Below are 20204 nucleotides of genomic sequence, written 5' to 3' on the forward strand. Positions count from 1 at the left end.
TTTATATCACCTTAGCTTATAGGGCGTGGGTGATCAGCGGACTTTACCCTCAGCCTGGGTCAGCTCTTCCTTGCTGAAATCATCCACGTCGATCACCTTGCGCCGCGCTGCTTCGGCGTCGCGCAGGGTTTGCGCTTCGGCCGGTTGCAGCACTCCGGCGTGCAGTGCGGCATCGATGGCATGCTCACCGGCACTCGGTTTGACTTGGCCGCTTTTCAGCGCGGCGTGCAGCTTTTTCTGCAGCGGTTGGCTGGCACCGAGCAAGTCGTAGGCATGTTGCAGGGCGCCGACCGGGTCTTCTGCCGATTGCGGACGGTAGCAGCCGGCCAGCAGTTCTTCGAGGGTCGGGTCGCCTTTGGCGCGACCGATGACGGCGGCTACTTCGGCATCCAGCGCATCGGACGGCCCGGTATGGCGACGCCCGAACGGGAACACGATCACCCGCAGCAGGCAGCCGAGCACCTTGTTCGGGAAGTTGCTCAGCAGCTCATCCAGCGCGCGTTCCGATTCGCCGAGGCTTTCTTCCATGGCCCAGGCGAACAGCGGTTCCAGATGGTCCGGCGAATCCAGGTCGTGATAGCGCTTGAGCGCTGCCGACGCCAGGTACATGTGGCTCAGCACATCCCCCAGGCGCGCCGACAGGCGTTCGCGACGTTTCAACTCGCCGCCCAGCAGCATCATGCTCAAGTCGGCAAGCAGGGCAAATGCGGCTGCCTGACGGTTAAGCGCACGGAAGTAACCCTGGCTCAGGCGGTTGCCCGGGGCTTTCTCGAAGTGGCCAACACCCAGGTTCAGCACCAAAGTGCTGGCGGCGTTGCTCACGGCGAAACCGATGTGTTGCATCAGCAAGCCGTCGAACTCCTTGAGTGCCTGGTCATGGTCTTCACGGCCGGCGAGGGCCATTTCCTTGAGCACGAACGGGTGGCAGCGAATCGCGCCCTGGCCAAAGATCATCAGGTTGCGCGACAGGATGTTCGCGCCTTCCACGGTGATGAAGATCGGCGCGCCTTGCCAGTTACGGCCCAGGTAGTTGTTCGGGCCCATGATGATGCCCTTGCCACCGTGTACGTCCATGGCGTGGCTGATGCACTCGCGGCCGCGCTCAGTGAGGTGGTACTTGAGGATCGCTGACAGCACCGAGGGTTTTTCCCCCAGGTCCACCGCGTTGGCGGTGAGCATGCGTGCGCTGTCCATCAGCCAGGCATTGCCGCCGATACGCGCCAGGGCTTCCTGGATACCTTCGAAGGCCGACAGCGGCACGTTGAACTGCTCACGCACCTGGGCGTACTGGCCGGTCACCAGGCTGGTGAACTTGGCCGCGCCGGTGCCCACCGCGGGCAGGGAGATCGAGCGGCCCACCGACAGGCAGTTCATCAGCATCATCCAGCCCTTGCCGAGCATCTCCTGGCCACCGATGAGGAATTCCAGGGGGATGAACACGTCTTTGCCCGAGTTGGGGCCGTTCATGAACGCCGCGCCCAGTGGCAGGTGGCGGCGGCCGATTTCCACGCCAGGGGTGTCGGTGGGGATCAGCGCCAGGCTGATGCCCAAGTCTTCTTTATCGCCCAGCAGGTGGTCCGGGTCATGCGCCTTGAACGCGAGCCCCAACAGGGTCGCGACTGGGCCGAGCGTGATGTAGCGTTTTTCCCAGTTGAGGCGCAGGCCAAGGGTTTCCTTGCCTTCCCATTCACCTTTGCAGATCACGCCGGTGTCGGGCATGGCGCCAGCGTCGGAGCCGGCCAGCGGGCCCGTCAGCGCGAAGCACGGAATATCGTCGCCACGCGCCAGGCGCGGCAGGTAGTGGTTGCGTTGTTCATCGGTGCCGTAATGCAGCAGTAATTCAGCCGGGCCGAGGGAGTTGGGCACCATCACCGTGGAGGCCAGGTCGCCGCTGCGGGTCGCGAGCTTCATGGCAACCTGGGAGTGGGCGTAGGCGGAGAAGCCCTTGCCGCCGTACTCCTTGGGAATGATCAGGGCAAAGAAGCCGTGGGTCTTGATGTGTTCCCAGGCAGCGGGCGGCAGGTCCATGGCCTGGCCGATTTCCCAGTCGCTGACCATCGCGCAGAGTTCTTCGGTGGGGCCGTCGATGAAGGCCTGTTCTTCTTCGGTCAGTTGCGCCTTGGGGTAGGCCAGTAACTTGTCCCAATCGGGGCGACCGCTGAACAGTTCGCCATCCCACCATACGGTGCCGGCATCAATCGCGTCGCGCTCGGTCTCGGACATCGGCGGCAGGACTTTCTGGAACCAGCTGAACAGCGGCTTGGTGAAGTATTGGCGGCGCAGGTCGGGCAGCAGCAGGGGCGCGGCCACGAGGGCGATCAACACCCAGAAGATCAGCAGCAGCCAACCCGGTGCGTGGCTCCAGGCGCCCATCGCCAGCAGGTAAACGGCGACCACGCCCAGGGCGGGCAGGGGCGCGGTGCGGCGGTGTGCCAGGTAGGCAATGCCGACCACCAGAACCAGTATCCACAACAACAGCATATTCAATCCTCCGTGAAACCAGGGGCGAAACCACCATGGAGCTTAGTCGGCATCCGAAAAAGCGCGGTGATGAGCGTGTAACGAGTTGTACAGGAAGCACCGATCACCAGGCGCCGACATTTGGCCGAATCGTCGTTATCGCAAGGGCAGACCTGTCGTTAGACTCAAGGCTTCCTCCGGAGATAACGCTCATGGATACGTACCTGCGTCCCAGCCGCTTCATCGATAGTGACCACCCTGCGGTGGTGGAGTTCGCGGAAAAACATCGCGGTCCCAGCGCGGATTTGCGTGACCAGGCAGTCAGTCTTTATTACGCCGTGCGTGAGGCGATTCGCTACAACCCCTACACCTTCAGCCGCGACCCAGGCACCCTGAGCGCCAGCTTCGCCCTGGCTGCCGGTGAGAGCTACTGCGTGCCCAAGGCCACCTTGCTCGCCGCCTGCGCCCGCCACTGCTGCATTCCGGCGCGCATCGGCCTGGCGGATGTGCGCAATCATCTCTCGACGCCACGCCTGATCGCTTTGCTCAAAAGCGATGTGTTCGCCATGCACGGCTATACCGAGTTGTACCTGCGCGGGCGTTGGGTCAAAGCCACGCCTGCGTTCAACAGCCAGCTGTGCGAATTGTTTGATGTACCGCCGCTGGAATTCGATGGCCTCAACGACAGCGTGTTCCATGCGTTCAATCGCCAGGGCCAGCGCTCGATGGAATATGTGCTGGACCACGGGCAGTTTTCCGACGTGCCGGAGGCATTTTTCTTCGCGCATATTCAGCAGTGTTACCCGCACCTGTTTGCCGAGGACATGCCGATCCTGCTGGGGGACCTGCAGAGCGATTTAAGCCGCGCATGAACCGGCGTATGCTGCTGCGTTCATCAAGCCATGTTCATCAACGATAAGGCGCGGTCATGCTGAAAGTCTGGGGTCGTAAAAATTCATCAAACGTCAGGAAAGCACTGTGGTGCGCCGAGGAGCTCGGCCTGGACTATGAAGCAATTGATGCGGGCGGAGCTTTTGGTGTGGTCGACACGCCGCAATACCGAGCGTTGAACCCCAATGGCCGGGTGCCGATGATCGAAGACGGCGACTTTGTGCTCTGGGAATCCAACACCATCGTGCGTTACCTCTGCGCCAAGCAGGCGTCGAACTGGTACCCAAGCGACCTGCAAGCGCGGGCGAATGCCGAGAAGTGGATGGATTGGACCACGTCCACCTTCGCCGAACCGTTCAAGATCGTGTTCTGGGGCGTACTGCGCACCCCGGCGGAAAAACAGAACTGGGACACCATCCACGCCGGGCGTCAGGCGTGTATTGATGTGCTCCACACCGTCGAGCAGGCACTGGCCGTGCAGCCGTATCTGTCGGGCAACGCGATCGGCATGGGCGATATCCCGCTGGGCAGCTTCATTTATGCCTGGTTTGAAATGCCCATCGAACGCCCGTCGATGCCCCATTTAGAGGCCTGGTACCAACGCTTGCAACAGCGCCCGGCCTACCGCAAAGCCGTGATGACCGCGTTGACTTAATACCCACTATTAATACGGGTGACTGTACTTGTGCGGCGCGGGCAAGCAACATGCCTGCCATGCGCCGCCGTTGAACTACCTGGGCTGCGCCCTCATCTACTGTTCCTATTCCCTTCTTTGGTGCGTATTCCGATATGAGTTCCGCTCTGTCCATCCGGCAGCTAACCAAAACCTACGGCAACGGTTTCCAGGCCCTGAGTGGTATCGATCTGGACGTTGCCGAAGGTGACTTCTTCGCCTTGCTCGGCCCCAACGGCGCTGGCAAATCCACCACCATCGGCATTCTCTCGACCCTGGTCAACAAGACCAGCGGCACGGTGAATATTTTTGGTCATGACCTGGACAAGTCCCCGGCGGCGCTCAAGCGTTCCATCGGCGTGGTGCCCCAGGAATTCAACTTCAACCAGTTTGAAAAGACCTTCGACATCATCGTCACCCAGGCCGGCTACTACGGCATCCCGGCAAAAATCGCCAAGGAACGCGCCGAGCAGTACCTGACCCAGTTGGGTCTGTGGGACAAGCGCGACGTGCCTTCGCGTTCGCTCTCGGGTGGCATGAAGCGCCGCCTGATGATCGCTCGCGCACTGGTGCACGAACCGCGCCTGCTGATCCTCGACGAGCCGACCGCCGGTGTCGACATTGAGCTGCGTCGCTCGATGTGGACCTTCCTCACCGAGCTGAATGAGAAGGGCATCACCATCATCCTCACCACTCATTACCTGGAAGAGGCTGAGCAACTGTGCCGCAACATCGGCATCATCGACCATGGCACCATCGTCGAGAACACCAGCATGCGTAACTTGCTGGGCCAGTTGCATGTGGAAACTTTCCTGCTCGACGTGAAAAACAATCTGCCGGTGGCGCCGCAACTGCTTGGCTACCCAAGCCGCCTGGTCGACGCCCACACCCTGGAAGTCCAGGTGGACAAAGCCATGGGCATCACTGCGTTGTTTACCCAACTGGCCGCCCAGAACATCGAAGTGCTGAGCCTGCGTAATAAAACCAATCGCCTTGAGGAGTTGTTCGTGTCCTTGGTGGAGAAAAATCTGGCGAAGGTGGCGGTATGAGTTCTGAACTGCAACCCAACATTGTCGCGCTGCAGACGATTGTCTACCGTGAAGTGAAGCGCTTTACCCGGATCTGGCCGCAGACTTTGCTGCCGCCGGCGATCACCATGGTCCTGTACTTTGTGATTTTCGGTAACTTGATCGGCCGTCAGATCGGCGACATGGGTGGCTTCACCTACATGGAGTACATCGTGCCGGGCCTGATCATGATGTCGGTGATCACCAACTCCTACGGCAACGTGGTCTCCAGTTTCTTCGGCAGTAAGTTCCAGCGTTCCATCGAAGAACTGATGGTGTCGCCGGTGTCGCCGCACACGATTCTGATCGGCTACACCTTGGGCGGCGTGCTGCGTGGCTTGATGGTCGGCGTGATCGTGACTTTGCTGTCACTGTTCTTTACCCACCTGCAAGTGCATCACCTTGGGGTTACTATTCTGGTGGTGGTGCTGACCGCGACGATCTTCTCGCTGCTGGGCTTTATCAACGCTGTGTTTGCGCGCAATTTCGATGATATTTCGATCATTCCGACGTTCGTGCTGACGCCGCTGACTTACCTGGGCGGGGTGTTCTACTCCATCACCTTGTTGCCGCCGTTCTGGCAGACCGTGTCGCTGGCCAACCCGGTGCTGCACATGGTCAATGCCTTCCGCTACGGCATCCTGGGTGTGTCGGATATCAAGATCAGCGTGGCGATTACCTTTATGCTGGTGGCCACCGTGGTGCTGTATATCGGTTGCGCGCGGTTGCTGGTGAGCGGGCGTGGGATGCGTACGTAAGTAGTTAGTCGGTTGCAAAGAAACGGCCTCTTGATGAGGCCGTTTTTTATTGGGTGCGCGGAACTAATGGGGGAGTTTTGCAGCATAGGTATTGGTTGAGTGTGTCGGTGTTGGGCTCTTAGCCTTTCAGTGCCAGCTCAATCAATTCATGCAGTTCTTCAACCGGCAACGGCGCACTGGCAAACAGGCTGCGATACACCGTGGGCGCCGCGATCAAATTCAGCAACCGATCCAGCGTCGGCAGCACATCGATGCTGCTTTGGTAACGGTCGAGAATAATCTGCAACTGGCCCATGAGAATGTTGCTGCAATAGTCCTTGGGATGACTGCACTGCACGTCGCGCATCATGTTGCGCCCAAGCTCAGAGCTCATTTCATCCAGGTATTGCTCCCCCCATGCGCGCAAGTCACCGCGCAGGGTGCCGGTGTTAGCGGGCTCGGTGTCCGGGCGCAGGCGCTCCAGCGCCACGTCGGCGAGCAGGGCAGCCAAGTCGCCCCACCGGCGGTAGATGGTCGAGGGCGTAACGCCCGCGCGCGCAGCAATCATCGGCACGGTAACGCTGGAACGCTCATGGGCTTCAAGCAGTTCGCGCGCGGCGTTATGCACTGATTCTTGAACCCGGGCACTGCGGCCCCCCGGGCGAAGGCCTTCTTTAATCGCCATGCGTAAAACCTTAACACAAAGAATTTGCTTTAAGCGCTTGCTGGTAGCACACTCCGCAAAAGCAAAATATTAGCTTTAGTGGAGTGTGCACATGCCTAGCGTCATTTCTCAACGTTCCAGCTTGGCGTTCCTGGTCATCACCATGTTGACCTTCCTCGCTGCGTCCAGCGCGCCGACGCCGCTGTATCAGGTTTACCAGGACAACCTGCATTTCTCCGCAGCGATGCTGACGGTGATCTTTGGCGTGTATGCCGTGAGCTTGCTGGCGGCGCTGCTGACCGTCGGTTCGCTGTCGGACCATGTGGGGCGCAAGCCGGTGATTTTCGTCGCACTGATCCTCAATATTGTGTCGATGCTGTTGTTTATCAACGCTGACAGCACCGCCTACCTGATAGCCGCCCGAGCGCTGCAAGGTTTCGCCACCGGCACGGCAACCGCGGTGCTGGCGGCAACGCTGCTGGACACCGACCGCCTGCGCGGCCCGATGCTCAATAGCCTCGCGCCGCTGCTGGGCATGGCCAGTGGCGCCTTGGGCAGCGGCTTGCTGGTGGAGTACGGCCCACGCCCGACCCAATTGATTTACTTCACGCTGCTGGGCTTGATGCTGCTGCAGGCGCTTTATGTGTGGCGCTTGCCGGAAACCGTCAGCCGCATTCCGGGTGCCCTGAAGTCGCTGGCGCCCACCCTGCATGTGCCCGCGCAAGCGCGCCGGGGCTTGTGGCTGGTGATGCCGCTGAATGTGGCGGTGTGGGCACTGGGTGGGTTCTTTTCCTCGTTGGCGCCCTCGCTGGTGCGCGCCGCCACCGGCTCGACCTCGCACCTGATCGGAGGCGGCCTGGTGGCGGTCGTGACCTTGAGCGGTGCGGTGATGATCTACAGCCTGCGTGATCGCCCGGCAGACAAGGTCATGCGCCTCTCGGCGGTGCTGTTGGCGGTGGGCGTGGCGTTGCTGCTAGTGGCAGTGCAGAGCGCCAGCCTGTGGCTGTTCTTTGCTGCCAGTGTGATCGCAGGTTTGGGCTTCGGCGGCGGGTTCATGGGCAGTGTGCGCAGTATCGTGAGCTTGGCATTGCCTCATGAGCGGGCGGGGTTGATGTCGGCGTTTTATGTCCTGAGCTACTTGGCGTTCTGCGTGCCCGCGCTGCTGGCGGGTAACCTAAGCCGAGTGTTTGGCCTGATCGCCACTACCGATGGCTACGGCGCCGTGCTCATCGTGCTGGCCCTGAGTGCCTTAGCCGGTTTGCTGCTGCAGGATTCGGCGCGGGCCAAGGCGGCGGCCTAGTCAGTGTCTCTATATTGGTAAAGTAGATAACAGTTAGAGATATTACCCGTTATATAGATATTCGTTCAGGTTCTATGATGATCTCAACCTCATGCGAGGAAGAGGATTACCAACATGACTTGCTCTAATACCACTACTTACAAACCCTTCAGTCACCTGACCCGCCCACGGGAAGTGATACGCCAGTTCACCCCCAACTGGTTTGCCGCGACCATGGGCACCGGCGTGCTGGCCCTTGCGCTGGCCCAATTGCCGATCAATCTGCCCGGCCTGCAGGCGATTGCCGAAGGGCTGTGGCTGTTCACCATCGGCCTGTTTGTGCTGTTCAGCGTGTTGTACGCGGCGCGCTGGTTGATGTTTTTCCACGAGGCGCGGCGCATCTTCGGGCACTCCACGGTGTCGATGTTCTTCGGCACCATTCCCATGGGCTTGGCGACGATTATCAATGGCTTGCTGCTGTTCGGGCTGCCGCGCTGGGGCGCCGATGTGGTGCCGTTGGCCGAAGCCTTATGGTGGCTGGACGTGGCAATGGCGTTGGCCTGTGGCGTGCTGATCCCGTTCATGATGTTCACACGCCAAGAACACAGCATCGACCAGATGACCGCCGTGTGGCTGTTGCCGGTAGTCGCCGCTGAAGTCGCCGCCGCCAGCGGTGGCCTGCTGGCGCCGCACCTGGCCGATGCTCACTCGCAACTGGTGATGCTGGTGACCAGCTACGTGCTGTGGGCGTTTTCGCTGCCGGTGGCGTTCAGCATCCTGACCATCCTGATGCTGCGCATGGCCTTGCACAAATTGCCCCACGCCAACATGGCCGCGTCGAGCTGGCTGGCCCTCGGGCCTATCGGCACCGGTGCCCTCGGCATGCTGTTGCTGGGCGGCGACGCGCCGGCGATCTTCGCGGCCAATGGGTTGCCAGGCGTAGGCGAGATGGCCAACGGCCTCGGCCTGGTGGCCGGCATCACCCTGTGGGGCTTCGGCTTGTGGTGGATGCTGATCGCCGTGTTGATCACCCTGCGTTACCTGCGCGCCGGTATCCCGTTCAACCTCGGCTGGTGGGGCTTTACCTTCCCCTTGGGCGTCTACGCCTTGGCCACGCTGAAGCTTGCGAGCGTGCTGCACCTGGGTTTTTTCAGCCTGTTTGGCTGCGTATTGGTGGTGGCCTTGGCGCTGATGTGGCTGCTCGTCGCCACGCGCACCGTGCTGGGCGCCTATAAAGGTGAGCTTTTTGTATCGCCTTGCATTGCAGGACTAGGGAATAAGTAAGCGGGATTAGGTAAAGTCGTGGCCTGAAAATCAACAATAGCCTACAGGCCACGCAGGAACACGGACGATGAGCCACCCCTCACAATTCACCTTGCTGCGCACACGGCGCTTCCTGCCGTTTTTCATTACCCAGTTACTGGGCGCTTTCAACGACAACATCTTCAAGCAATCGCTGATCCTGGCCATTCTCTACAAGCTGACCATCGACGGTGACCGCTCCATCTGGGTCAACCTGTGCGCCTTGCTGTTTATCCTGCCGTTCTTCCTGTTCTCGGCGCTGGCCGGGCAGTTTGGCGAGAAATTCAACAAGGACGCGCTGATCCGCGCGATCAAGATCGGCGAGATCGTGATCATGGCCGTCGGCGCCACGGGCTTTTTGTTCAATCACCTGGAGTTGATGCTGCTGGCGCTGTTTGCCATGGGCACGCACTCGGCGCTGTTCGGCCCGGTGAAGTACTCGATCATGCCCCAGGCATTGCAGGACGATGAGCTGGTGGGCGGCAACGGCCTGGTGGAGATGGGCACGTTTCTGGCGATCCTGGCCGGCACCATTGGCGCCGGGGTCATGATGTCGTCTACCCATTACGCACCGATAGTGGCCGTGGCGATTGTCGGCGTGGCGGTGCTGGGTTACCTGGCCAGCCGCAGCATTCCGCGCGCGGCGGCGTCTACGCCAGGGCTGCGCCTGAACTGGAACATTTTCAGCGAGTCCTGGGCCACCTTGCGCCTGGGCCTGGGGCAGACGCCGGCGGTGTCGCGCTCGATCGTCGGCAACTCGTGGTTCTGGTTTGTCGGCGCGATCTACCTCACGCAGATCCCGGCCTACGCCAAAGAATGGTTGTACGGCGACGAAACCGTGGTGACGCTGATTCTCACGGTGTTCTCCGTGGGTATCGCCCTCGGTTCGATGCTCTGCGAAAAGCTCTCAGGGCGTAAGGTCGAAATCGGCCTGGTGCCGTTTGGTTCATTCGGCCTGACCGTGTTCGGGCTGTTGCTGTGGTGGCACTCCGGCGGCTTCCCGCAGAACGTCCAGGCCAACGACTGGTTGGCCGTACTCAGTTACGGCCAGGCCTGGTGGGTGTTGTTCGATATCCTGGGTTTGGGCGTGTTCGGCGGTTTCTACATCGTGCCGTTGTACGCGCTGATCCAGTCGCGCACCGCCGAGAACGAGCGCGCGCGGGTGATCGCGGCCAACAACATTCTCAATGCGTTGTTCATGGTGGTTTCGGCCATCGTGTCGATCCTGCTGCTGAGCGTGGCCAAGCTGTCGATCCCTGAGTTGTTTCTGGTGGTGTCGCTGCTCAACATCGCAGTCAACACCTACATCTTCAAAATCGTCCCCGAGTTCACCATGCGTTTCATGATCTGGCTGCTCAGCCATTCCATGTACCGCGTGGAACACCGCAACCTTGAGCTGATTCCGGATGAAGGCGCGGCGTTGCTGGTGTGCAACCACGTGTCGTTTGTCGATGCCTTGTTGATTGGCGGCGCGGTGCGTCGGCCGATTCGCTTTGTTATGTACTACAAGATCTACCGCTTGCCAGTGCTTAACTTTATCTTCCGCACCGCCGGGGCGATTCCGATTGCCGGGCGTCACGAGGATATTCAGATCTACGAAAAGGCCTTCACGCGCATTGCCCAGTACCTGAAGGAAGGCGAGTTGGTGTGCATCTTCCCAGAAGGCAAGTTGACCGGGGACGGCGAGATGAATGAGTTCCGCGGTGGCGTGACGCGCATTTTGGAGGAGACGCCGGTGCCGGTGATTCCGATGGCGTTGCAGGGCTTGTGGGGGAGTTTTTTCAGCCGCGATCCGAGCAAGGGGTTCTTTCACCGGATCTGGTCGCATGTCACGTTGGTGGCGGGTGAGCCGGTGACGGCCGAGGCGGCGACACCTGAGCAGTTGCAGGAACGCGTAGGCGTGTTGCGCGGGAGTGTCAGGTAGTTTTCTGCTGGCTGTTCGGGCCCCATCGCAGCATCGGCACATCCGAGGTGTTCAGGCGAACGCGGTCGAATGTGGGAGCTGGCTTGCCTGCGATAGCGGTTGTGGCTTAGGCGCTGATCTTGAGCCCAATAAGCCCGCAAATTATCAACGCCACACTGGCCAACCGGAACAGCGCCATGGATTCGCCAAACAGGATAATCCCGGCGATCACCGTGCCCACTGCGCCCACGCCCGTCCAGATCGCATAGGCCGTGCCCAGCGGCAGTTCTTTCATGGCAAGGCCCAGTAGGCCGAGGCTGATGACCATGGCGGCAATCGTCAGGGCGGTGGGCAGCGGTTTGCTGAAGCCGTCGGTGTACTTCAAACCGACCGCCCAGCCCACTTCAAACAGCCCGGCAAAAAACAGGATGATCCAGGACATGATGACCTCTCTTCTAAAAGTGGGGTCGTCCCCTGGAAAGCGCTCGACAGCGTCGCGGGGTCGTCCCCGCGAAGTTCGGTAGAGTGCCGAAAATTGATCAGGCGATCAAGTTTGCGGCGTGTTTTCCAATACGCGGCGGTCTTCCTTTTCGCTCATGCGGCGGAAGTAAGTCGAGAGCAGCGCCCCGGAAATATTGTGCCAGACGCTGAACAGCGCACTCGGCACCGCCGCCAATGGCGAAAAGTGCGCACTGGCCAAGGCAGCGCCCAACCCGGAGTTCTGCATGCCCACTTCCAGCGCCAGCGACTTGCGCTGCGCCAACGGCAGCTTGAACAGCCGACCGGTGAAGTAGCCCAGCAGGTAGCCGAAGCTGTTGTGCAGCATTACCACGGCCATGATCAACAGGCCCGACTCGGCGATCTTCGCCTGGCTGGCGGCAACCACGGCGGCGACGATGATCACGATGCTCACCACCGACACCAAGGGCAGTACCTCCACCGCATGGCGGACACGCTCGCCAAGCACGCGTTGCGCGACTACGCCCAGCACGATCGGCAGCAACACCACTTGCAGGATCGACCAGAACAACTCCATGAACGATACCGGCAGCCAGGCCGAGGCCAGCAGCCAGATAAGTGCCGGCGTCAGCAGCGGGGCGAGGAGGGTGGTGACGGCGGCAATCGCCACCGACAGCGCCAGGTCGCCGCGGGCCAGCCAGGTCATTACGTTGGACGAAGTGCCACTTGGGCAGCAACCGACCAGGATCACGCCGACGGCAATTTCCGGTGGCAGGTTGAACACCCGGCACAGCAACCAGGCCACGCCCGGCATGATCACAAAGTGCGCGACCACGCCCAGGGCCACGCGCCACGGGTGGCGCGCGACCTCGGCGAAGTCTTCAAGTTTGAGGGTCAGCCCCATGCCAAACATCACCAGGCCCAGCAGCGGCACGATGGCGCCTTTGAGGCCGATGAGCCAACCGGGTTCGAGGAAGGCGAGCACCGCGAAAATCAACACCCAGTAGGCGAAGGTATTGCCGACGAAGCGGCTCAAGGCGGCGAGTGCGCGCATGGGGGATGTCCTTGTTATTAGTTAAGTTCGGTAACGCCGATGCCTGCTTGGAAACCCAATCAAATGTGGGAGCGGGCGTGCGTAGGAGCTGGGCTTGCCCGCGATGCAGGCACCTCGGAGCTCCCACACACGCCGGCTCCCACATTTTGATCTTCACATGGCTTTAGATGCCTTGTGGGGTTTCTTCACCACCCAGTGCTTCGATCAGCGCCGGCAAGAACTCGCCGAACGTGAGCATCATCAGGGTAAAGCTGGCGTCCAGTTGGCCCAGGGCCTCGTCGCCGCCGTCCTGTTCTGCCTGGTCTTGCAGCAGGTCTTCGAACTTCAGGCGCTTGACGGTCATTTTGTCGTCGAGCATGAAGGACAACTTGTCCTGCCAGGCCAGGGACAATTGGGTCACGACTTTACCGGTGGTCAGGTGCAGCTGGATTTCTTCGCCGGTCAGGTCTTGGCGCTTGCAACGCACAATGCCGCCGTCTTCATGGGTGTCGCGCAGCTCGCATTCGTCGAGGACGAAGAAGTCATCGGCCGGCTTCTGGGTCGTGACCCAGTCGGTCATGATCGCGGTTGGCGCAGTTTTTACTGTGAGTGGGCGAACCGGCAGGGTGCCGATCACTTCACGCAGGGTCGACAGCAGGTCTTCGGCGCGCTTGGGGCTGGCCGAGTTGACCAGGATCAGACCCTGTTTCGGCGCGATGGCGGCGAAGGTCGACGAGCGACGAATAAAGGCGCGCGGCAGGAAGGCCTGGATGATTTCATCCTTGATCTGGTCGCGTTCCTTTTTATAGACCTTGCGCATTTGCTCGGCTTCGATCTCTTCGACTTTCTCTTTGAGTGCGTCACGCACCACGCTACCCGGCAGGATACGTTCTTCCTTGCGCGCGGCGATCAGCAGGAAGTCACCGCTGACGTGAACCAGGGGAGCGTCTTCACCTTTACCGAAAGGGGCGACGAAACCGTAAGTGGTCAACTCCTGGCTGGCACAAGGGCGCGCCAGTTTGGTGGCCATGGCCGCTTCCAACGCCTCGGCATCAACAGGCAGATCTTGGGTCAGGCGATAGATAAGCAGGTTCTTGAACCACATGGGGTGAGTCTCTCCTTTATACAAAGGGGGGCATTATTCTCTTGATATCGCCTGAGGCCAACCCTGCCTAAGCCATTGGAAGGGCTGAAAAAAAAGATTTAAGAAAGTGCTTGCCAGATCTAAGGTCGCTCCGTAGAATGCGCGCCACACCGAAACGAAGGGTGATTAGCTCAGCTGGGAGAGCATCTGCCTTACAAGCAGAGGGTCGGCGGTTCGATCCCGTCATCACCCACCATTCGCTTCATGTGTTACGCGCAGCGGTAGTTCAGTCGGTTAGAATACCGGCCTGTCACGCCGGGGGTCGCGGGTTCGAGTCCCGTCCGCTGCGCCATATTCGGTAACCTGGAACGCTGAACGCCAGGTCACCACAAAACTCGCGTTTGAGGGCGAGAAGCCCCATTTTTCGGGGTGTGCGTCGTCCTGAAGAAATTATTTTAAATAAATTGCATTTAAATCAAGACATTGCGGATTTTTGGTGTATGATGCCGCCCACACCGAAACGAAGGGTGATTAGCTCAGCTGGGAGAGCATCTGCCTTACAAGCAGAGGGTCGGCGGTTCGATCCCGTCATCACCCACCATTCGCTTCAAGTGTTACGCGCAGCGGTAGTTCAGTCGGTTAGAATACCGGCCTGTCACGCCGGGGGTCGCGGGTTCGAGTCCCGTCCGCTGCGCCATATTCGGTAACCTGGAACGCTGAACGCCAGGTCACCACAAGAAGCCCGCTCATTGAGCGGGCTTTTTTTTGCCTGCGATTCAGCAGGGCGACTCAACGGCGCGCATCGGCGCGACATCGCGTCGGCCCAAGAACACACACACCACCACCGCCGTAAGCAAGGTGAGCCCGGCCAACAATTGCAGCAACGTAGTGAACCCGGCGATGTAAGCCGTGCGCAGCACATCCAGTGGAATGTTCGTACTGGCGTGTCGGGCATCACCCATGACCAACTGCTGGGCAACCACTAAAACATCCTGAGCAGTACTCGCTGGTAGATGCTGCGCGATCAACGCGCTCAACACCGCCATGGTGATCGCCAGCGCTACACCTTCACTGGCGACCCGGGTTGTATTGAAAATCCCTGCCGCCATGCCTGCGCGTTCTTTTGGCACCACGCTGATTGCCAGGCCGTCCATCAAACCCCACGGCAACCCCGTACCCATCCCAATGACCAGCATCGCGGCCACAGCCTGCAGCGGCTGGCCGACCTCGACCCGGCTCAACCCGTACAGACCTGCTGCCGCGATCAGCAGGCCAATGGCACACAACACGCCGGGCGACAGCCAGCGCGTCAGCGTTGCGGCAATGATCGGCACCACCAGCATCGGGGCCGACAGCGCCAGCATCATCAAGCCTGCGTCAAATGCACTGGCGCCTTCCACACCGATAAACCGTAGCGGCAGCAGCACAATCAAGACGATGTAGCAGTAACAGGTGCCAATCGGCAGTAACTGCACGCCAAGAAAGCGCGCAAAGCGAAACAGCCGCAGGTCCAACATCGGTTGGCTTGCGCGGTTTTCAACCAGGATAAACGCCAGTAAAAACACCACCGTCGCCACCAGCAAAGAGAGGGTCGTGAAGGAGCTCCAACCCTGTTCCGGTGACAGGATCACCGCCGTGGTCAAGCTCACCAGCATGGCTGAAAACGTCAACACCCCGGCCACATCCAGGCGCAGTGCGTACGGGTCGCGGCTCTCACGCATTGTGGGCGCGGCAAATAATAGCGAGAGGCCTGCCAGCAAGGCGGTGGCGAGGAAAATCGCGCGCCAGCCCCATTGTTCGATCAGCCACCCCGACAGCAGCGGGCCAAACGCTAGGCCGGCGCCAAAGGTCGTGCCCAGCAGGCTGAAGGCGCGCGTTCTGGCATGGCCGTCAAATTCCTGGGCCAATGCCGCACAGCCGCTGGCTAATGCTGTCGCCGCTGCAACGCCTTGCACCCCGCGCAATATATCCAGCCAGAGTATGCCCGGCGCCACGGCCAACAGCAGGGAAACCAGGCTGAACAGCGCCATTCCCCACAAGAACAAACGCCTGCGCCCATAGCGGTCAGCGAGGGTTCCGGCGGCCATCAACAGGCTGGCGAAACTGAGCATGAATGCGTTGGTGATCCACGCCAGCGGTGTGGGATGGGCTGCGAAGGTTTGACCGATAAAGGGCGTGGCCACCGCGCCTCCGGTAAAACTCATGGGCAGCACCAGGGCCGCCAGGCAGATCGCGGCCAAGATCGCATAGCGGCCATGCGTGGAGTGGTTTGCTGCGTTCATGGGGAATGTCCCGTTGATCTATCGAGATAAAGACTCTAATCAGGATGTAATCATCGATAAACAGGCTTACATTCCGCTCATAGCGGACTAAAAGGATGCAATGACGTGGCGGACAATCTCAACGGTGTGGTCGCCTTCGTCAAAACGGCAGAAGCCCTCAGCTTTACCGGGGCTGCCCGGGCGATGGGTATTTCCGCTTCGGCGGTCGGCAAAAACGTCGCCAAGCTGGAGGCCGAACTGAAGGTGCGGCTGTTGCACCGCAGTACTCGCAAAGTCAGCCTCACCGCCGAGGGCCAGCTGTTCTATGAGCGCAGTCGCAAAATCCTCGATGACCTGCAGGACGCCCGCGCCATGCTCTCCCATGCCATGCAGGCACCGCGTGGCAAGCTGCGGGTCAGCCTGCCCACCATCGGCTATCGCTTCCTCTTTCCCCATATGCTCGCATTCAGGCAAGCCTATCCGGAGATTGAGTTGGAACTGGATTTCAACGACCACCTAGTGGACGTTATCGAGGAGGGTTTCGACGTGGTGATCCGCAGCGGCGGCCTGGCCGACTCGACGCTGATGGCGCGTAAGCTCGGGCCGTTCAGGTTTGTACTGTGTGCGTCCCCAACGTACCTGCGGGCTAATGGCCGCCCAGCAACCCTCAGTGATCTTGAACACCACCAATGCCTGCGTTATCGGTTCGCTACCACCGGCAAAATCATGGACTGGAGCTTATCTGCCAACCCGGCGATCACTCAGTTGCGCCTGCCCACCGCACTGACCTTGAACAATATGGAAGCCATGCTCAGGGCGGCGATTGATGGCCATGGCATTGCCTACGTGCCGGACTTTCTGGCCCGTGAGGCGCTGGCTCAAGCACAGTTGGAAACCGTGTTGGACGGGCACGCTGATGACCAGGGCCAGTTCTGGGCGCTGTGGCCGTCCAGTCGGCATCTGTCGCCAAAAATCCGCGTGTTTGTGGACTTTGCCGCCGAGCATCTGTTCACACCCCCATCAACCGGTAGCCCACCTGCAACTCGGTAATAAAATGCTGCGGTTGCGCCGGATCTGCTTCTAGTTTTTGCCGCAAGTGCGCCATGTGCACGCGCAAATAGTGCGCGCGATCCACGTAATCCAGGCCCCACACTTCCAGTAATAATTGACGGTGCGTCAGTACACGGCTCTGGCCGCGAATCATCGCGCAGAGCAAGCGGTACTCGATGGGCGTGAGGTGCACCGGCTGCCCCTGGCGCCATACCTCATGGGTTGCAAGGTCGACTTCAATCTCGCCAAACGCGACTTTGCTGGTGGCCGCCACGGCGCCGGTCTGCCCATGCCGGCGCAGTTGCGCGCGGATGCGGGCGAGCAACTCGGGCACGCCGAACGGCTTGGTCAGGTAGTCATCGGCCCCGGCGTCCAGGGCGGCGACTTTTTCTTCCTCGCGATCACGCGCCGACAGCACCAGAATTGGCACGGCCAGCCAGCCACGCAGTTCGCTGATCAGTTGCTTGCCATCGCCGTCCGGCAGGCCGAGGTCGACGATCACTAGGTCCGGTTGACGGCTGGCGGCATGGATCAGCGCACGTTTGACGCTGTCGGCCTCAAACACCTGAAAGCCTTCGTCTTGCAGGGAGATCCCGACGAAGCGGCGAATATTGGCTTCGTCTTCAACAATCAAAATGCGTGCAGTGCTCATAGGGCTTCCATAAGCGGCGGGGTGCCCGCCGGTAAGATAATGATGAAGTGCATGCCGCCCGCGTGGCCGGGGTTGGCTTCGATGCGCCCGCCATGGGCTTCAACGATGCGTTTGGCCAACGCCAGGCCCAGGCCGATGCCGGCGACGGACGATTCCTGCTGGCCGCGCGTGAAGGGTTCGAACAGATTGGCCGGGGCGCTGCCTGGGCCGTTGTCGCTGACCTCAAGCACGATGGTGTCGGCAACGGCGCGCGCCGCGACGGTAATGCGGGTGCCCGGCGGGGTGTACTTGGCGGCGTTGTCCAGCAGGTTGACCAGCACGCGCTCGATCAACAGCGCGTCGATTTCCACCAGCGGCAATTGCGGGTCCAGTGGGGTGTTTAGGCGGTGGCGCGCCAGTGGCTCACGCAGTTGGCGCAGCGCACTGCCGACGATTTCTTCCAGCGAATGCCATTGGCGGTTCAGGCGCACACCGCGTTCCTGCATGCGCGCCATGTCCAGCAGGTTTTCGATCAGCCGCTGCATGGAGGTGGCCTGTTCATGAATGCCAGTGAGCAATTCGGTTAGCGGACCGGGCGGGGCATGGGGCAGGGCGGTGTCGGCGGCGCCGATCAGTGTGGTCAGCGGTGTGCGCAGGTCGTGGGAAATCGCCGCGAGCAAGGTGTTGCGCATTTTCTCGCCTTCCATCTGTACCAGCGTGCTTTGCGCCACTTCGACGAAGTGCACGCGCTCCAGTGCAATCGCCAGTTGGCTCATGCAGGCTTCCAGCAGCCGGCGTTCCTGCGGGTCGCTCAAGCGTTCACTCTGCGCCAGTTCCAGCACCAGTACGCCGCGTACGCGCATCGGCGCTTTGAGCGGCCAGTAGCAGCCCTTGGCCGCCGATAAGGTGTCGGTGCCGTGGCCGGCGGCTTGGCCATGGTCGTAGGTCCATTGGGCGATGCTGTCGTCGATCGGCAACCCGCTGGCACTCACGCTGTGCACGCCATCGGCGGCATCCGGCAGCGCCAGGCCGACCCGCGCTTCGAACACGCCGCTGAAGGTGCGCAGGGCCACTTCACTGATTTGCTCCACGGTCAGCGCCGCCGACAGGTCGCGGGCCAGCCGCGCCAATGAGGTGGCGCGCCGTTCGCGGGCGGCGGCGGTGCGTGCTTCGTGGCGCAGGCGCGCGGTGAGTTGCCCGGTGATCAGGGCGATGCCGAGCATCAATGCAAAGGTGAAGAAATACTGGGTGTCATTGACGGTGAACGAGTAGCGCGGCTGCACGAAAAAGAAGTCGAAACACAGCACCGCGAGCATCGCCGCCCATACGCCGGGGCCGCGCCCTAAACGCAGGGCCACCAGCACCACCGTGAGCAAAAACAGCATGACCACGTTGGCCAGGTCGAACACCTGCAGCAGCAGGGCGGCGACGGCACTGGCAGCGAAACACGCCAGGCTGGCCCACAGATACGCCAGCGTTGTACCGGCAGCCGGTGCAGTTTTTTCGATGAGCGGCGGCTTGCCCGGCAACAGCCCATGAGCAATCACGATCTGATCGATTTGCGGATGGTGCCGGCTGATCCGGTCGCTGACCGACTGGTGCCAGAACCGCCACGCCTGGCGCGGATGGTGGCCGAGCACCAGGCGATTGGCGTTGTGCTCGCGGGCGCAGGCGGCCAGCGCCTCGGCCACGTCCATGCCCGGCAGCGTCGCGGTGTCGGCGCCGAATTCGGCGGCCAATGCCAAGGTTTTCATCGCGGTCAGGTAGCGCCTGGCGCCGCGGCCTTGGTGCGCGGCCACGTGCACCACGATCCAGTCGGCTTCGAGTTTTTGCGCCAGGCGCGCCGCTTCGCGCACCAGACGCTCATCGCCGGCATCGCCCGCCACGCCAACCAGCAGCCGTTCGCGGGCCGGCCACAAGGTACTGATCGAGCGTTCACGGCGGTACACACGCATTTGCGTATCGACGCGGTCGGCCGTGCGGCGCAGCGCCAGCTCACGCAATGCCAACAGGTTGCCCTTGCGGAAAAAATGCCGCGAGGCGCGCTCCGCCTGTGGGCCCAGGTACACCTTGCCGTCCTTCAAGCGTTGCAGCAGATCATCGGGCGGCAGGTCGATCACCACCACTTCGTGGGCGTTATCGAACACATGATCCGGCACCGTTTCGCGTACGCGAATGCCGATGATCCCACTGACCAGATCATTCAGGCTTTCCAGGTGCTGGACGTTGAGGGTGGTCCACACATCAATGCCGGCGCTGAGCAGTTCTTCAACGTCTTGCCAGCGCTTGGGGTGGCGCGAACCGGGCACGTTGCTGTGGGCCAGTTCGTCCACCAACACCACGGCGGGGTGCCGGCGCAGGGCAGCATCGAGGTCGAATTCGCTGAGGGCGAACTCGCGGTGCAACAGGGCGGCACGGGGCAGTTGTTCCAGGCCGTCGAGCAGCTCGGCGGTCTCGGCGCGGCCATGGGTTTCCACCACGCCTGCAAGGACGTCACGGCCCAGGGCGACTTCGCGTTGTGCCGCCGCGAGCATGGCGCAGGTCTTGCCCACCCCGGCATTGGAGCCGAAGTAGATACGCAATTTGCCGCGCAAGGCGGCCTGTTCTTCCAGCTGTACCCGGGCCAGCAGGGCGTCGGGGTCGGGGCGGTCATCGTTTAATGCGGGCATGTCATTCCTGTTGAATACAACACATTTAACTGTGGGAGCTG

16 protein-coding genes and 4 tRNA genes are annotated in these 20204 nt (G+C 61.1%); 12 read left to right on the forward strand and 8 right to left on the reverse strand.

The genetic code is table 11. The features are described from left to right. Positions 1–33: 33 nt before the first annotated feature. Positions 34–2481, reverse strand: coding sequence for an acyl-CoA dehydrogenase (locus tag GJU48_RS08665; protein WP_094953717.1), 2448 nt, complete (start codon positions 2479–2481; stop codon positions 34–36). Positions 2482–2672: 191 nt separating this feature from the next. Here GJU48_RS08665 and GJU48_RS08670 point away from each other — a divergent pair, with 191 nt between their 5' ends. The 4 genes from GJU48_RS08670 to GJU48_RS08685 all read left to right on the forward strand — a co-directional run bounded on the left by GJU48_RS08670 (position 2673) and on the right by GJU48_RS08685 (position 5849). After that, complete coding sequence (locus tag GJU48_RS08670; RefSeq protein WP_094953718.1) at positions 2673–3332, forward strand: transglutaminase-like domain-containing protein; 660 nt, start codon at positions 2673–2675, stop codon at positions 3330–3332. A gap of 56 nt (positions 3333–3388) precedes the next feature. Beyond that, the gene (locus GJU48_RS08675) at positions 3389–4006 is read left to right on the forward strand and encodes a glutathione S-transferase family protein (protein ID WP_094953719.1); all 618 of its coding nucleotides are present in this window, start codon (positions 3389–3391) and stop codon (positions 4004–4006) included. Between the two features lie 134 nt (positions 4007–4140). Then, positions 4141–5073, forward strand: a complete 933-nt coding sequence (locus GJU48_RS08680; RefSeq protein WP_094953720.1) for an ABC transporter ATP-binding protein — start codon at positions 4141–4143, stop codon at positions 5071–5073. Then, positions 5070–5849 carry an ABC transporter permease gene (locus tag GJU48_RS08685; RefSeq protein ID WP_094953721.1) on the forward strand — a complete coding sequence of 260 codons (780 nt, stop codon included), beginning with the start codon at positions 5070–5072 and terminating at the stop codon, positions 5847–5849. Before GJU48_RS08680 ends, GJU48_RS08685 begins: the two co-directional genes overlap by 4 nt. A 118-nt stretch (positions 5850–5967) precedes the next feature. Here the strand turns inward: GJU48_RS08685 and GJU48_RS08690 are convergent, their stop codons facing one another. Next, positions 5968–6513, reverse strand: coding sequence for a TetR/AcrR family transcriptional regulator (locus GJU48_RS08690; RefSeq protein ID WP_094953827.1), 546 nt, complete (start codon positions 6511–6513; stop codon positions 5968–5970). A 91-nt stretch (positions 6514–6604) separates the two neighbouring features. Between GJU48_RS08690 and GJU48_RS08695 the strand changes: the two genes are divergently transcribed. The 3 genes from GJU48_RS08695 (at position 6605) to GJU48_RS08705 (ending at position 10997) form a co-directional block, all read left to right on the forward strand. Continuing rightward, on the forward strand, positions 6605–7792 hold the full coding sequence (locus GJU48_RS08695) for an MFS transporter (RefSeq protein ID WP_094953828.1): 1188 nt from the start codon (positions 6605–6607) through the stop codon (positions 7790–7792). A 114-nt stretch (positions 7793–7906) separates the two neighbouring features. Continuing rightward, positions 7907–9055, forward strand: a complete 1149-nt coding sequence (locus GJU48_RS08700) for a TDT family transporter (RefSeq protein WP_094953829.1) — start codon at positions 7907–7909, stop codon at positions 9053–9055. Positions 9056–9122: 67 nt separating this feature from the next. Next, positions 9123–10997: an MFS transporter gene (locus GJU48_RS08705; protein ID WP_094953830.1), complete on the forward strand. Its 1875-nt coding sequence runs from the start codon at positions 9123–9125 to the stop codon at positions 10995–10997. Positions 10998–11103: 106 nt separating this feature from the next. Here GJU48_RS08705 and sugE read toward each other — a convergent pair whose 3' ends face one another. The 3 genes from sugE to rdgC form a co-directional block, all read right to left on the reverse strand. After that, entirely contained in the window at positions 11104–11418 is a 315-nt protein-coding gene (gene sugE / locus GJU48_RS08710) for a quaternary ammonium compound efflux SMR transporter SugE (RefSeq protein ID WP_094953892.1), read from the reverse strand. Between the two features lie 105 nt (positions 11419–11523). Further along, positions 11524–12489 (reverse strand): bile acid:sodium symporter family protein, encoded by a 966-nt coding sequence (locus GJU48_RS08715; RefSeq protein ID WP_094953893.1) that lies wholly within the window; start codon positions 12487–12489, stop codon positions 11524–11526. 163 nt (positions 12490–12652) lie between these two features. After that, the gene (gene rdgC / locus GJU48_RS08720) at positions 12653–13573 is read right to left on the reverse strand and encodes a recombination-associated protein RdgC (protein WP_010567523.1); all 921 of its coding nucleotides are present in this window, start codon (positions 13571–13573) and stop codon (positions 12653–12655) included. Positions 13574–13732: 159 nt separating this feature from the next. Between rdgC and GJU48_RS08725 the strand changes: the two genes are divergently transcribed. From GJU48_RS08725 to GJU48_RS08740, 4 genes are all read left to right on the forward strand, one after another. Then, positions 13733–13808, forward strand: a tRNA-Val gene (locus GJU48_RS08725). A gap of 19 nt (positions 13809–13827) precedes the next feature. Then, positions 13828–13904, forward strand: a tRNA-Asp gene (locus GJU48_RS08730). 173 nt (positions 13905–14077) lie between these two features. Next, positions 14078–14153: transfer RNA gene (locus GJU48_RS08735), tRNA-Val, on the forward strand. A 19-nt stretch (positions 14154–14172) separates the two neighbouring features. Continuing rightward, positions 14173–14249 (forward strand) — tRNA-Asp (locus tag GJU48_RS08740). A 79-nt stretch (positions 14250–14328) separates the two neighbouring features. Here GJU48_RS08740 and GJU48_RS08745 read toward each other — a convergent pair. Beyond that, entirely contained in the window at positions 14329–15834 is a 1506-nt protein-coding gene (locus GJU48_RS08745) for an MFS transporter (RefSeq protein ID WP_094953574.1), read from the reverse strand. 105 nt (positions 15835–15939) lie between these two features. Between GJU48_RS08745 and GJU48_RS08750 the strand changes: the two genes are divergently transcribed. Then, positions 15940–16863, forward strand: coding sequence for a LysR family transcriptional regulator (locus GJU48_RS08750; RefSeq protein ID WP_094953573.1), 924 nt, complete (start codon positions 15940–15942; stop codon positions 16861–16863). Here the strand turns inward: GJU48_RS08750 and GJU48_RS08755 are convergent. Together GJU48_RS08755 and GJU48_RS08760 are read right to left on the reverse strand one after the other, a co-directional pair. After that, complete coding sequence (locus tag GJU48_RS08755; RefSeq protein WP_094953572.1) at positions 16823–17515, reverse strand: response regulator; 693 nt, start codon at positions 17513–17515, stop codon at positions 16823–16825. The two genes, GJU48_RS08750 and GJU48_RS08755, sit on opposite strands and share 41 nt — an antisense overlap. Then, the gene (locus GJU48_RS08760; protein WP_094953571.1) at positions 17512–20163 is read right to left on the reverse strand and encodes a sensor histidine kinase; all 2652 of its coding nucleotides are present in this window, start codon (positions 20161–20163) and stop codon (positions 17512–17514) included. Before GJU48_RS08760 ends, GJU48_RS08755 begins: the two co-directional genes overlap by 4 nt. Positions 20164–20204: the final 41 nt, after the last annotated feature.

The sequence above is a fragment of the Pseudomonas sp. IB20 genome (assembly GCF_009707325.1).
Classification (GTDB): domain Bacteria; phylum Pseudomonadota; class Gammaproteobacteria; order Pseudomonadales; family Pseudomonadaceae; genus Aquipseudomonas.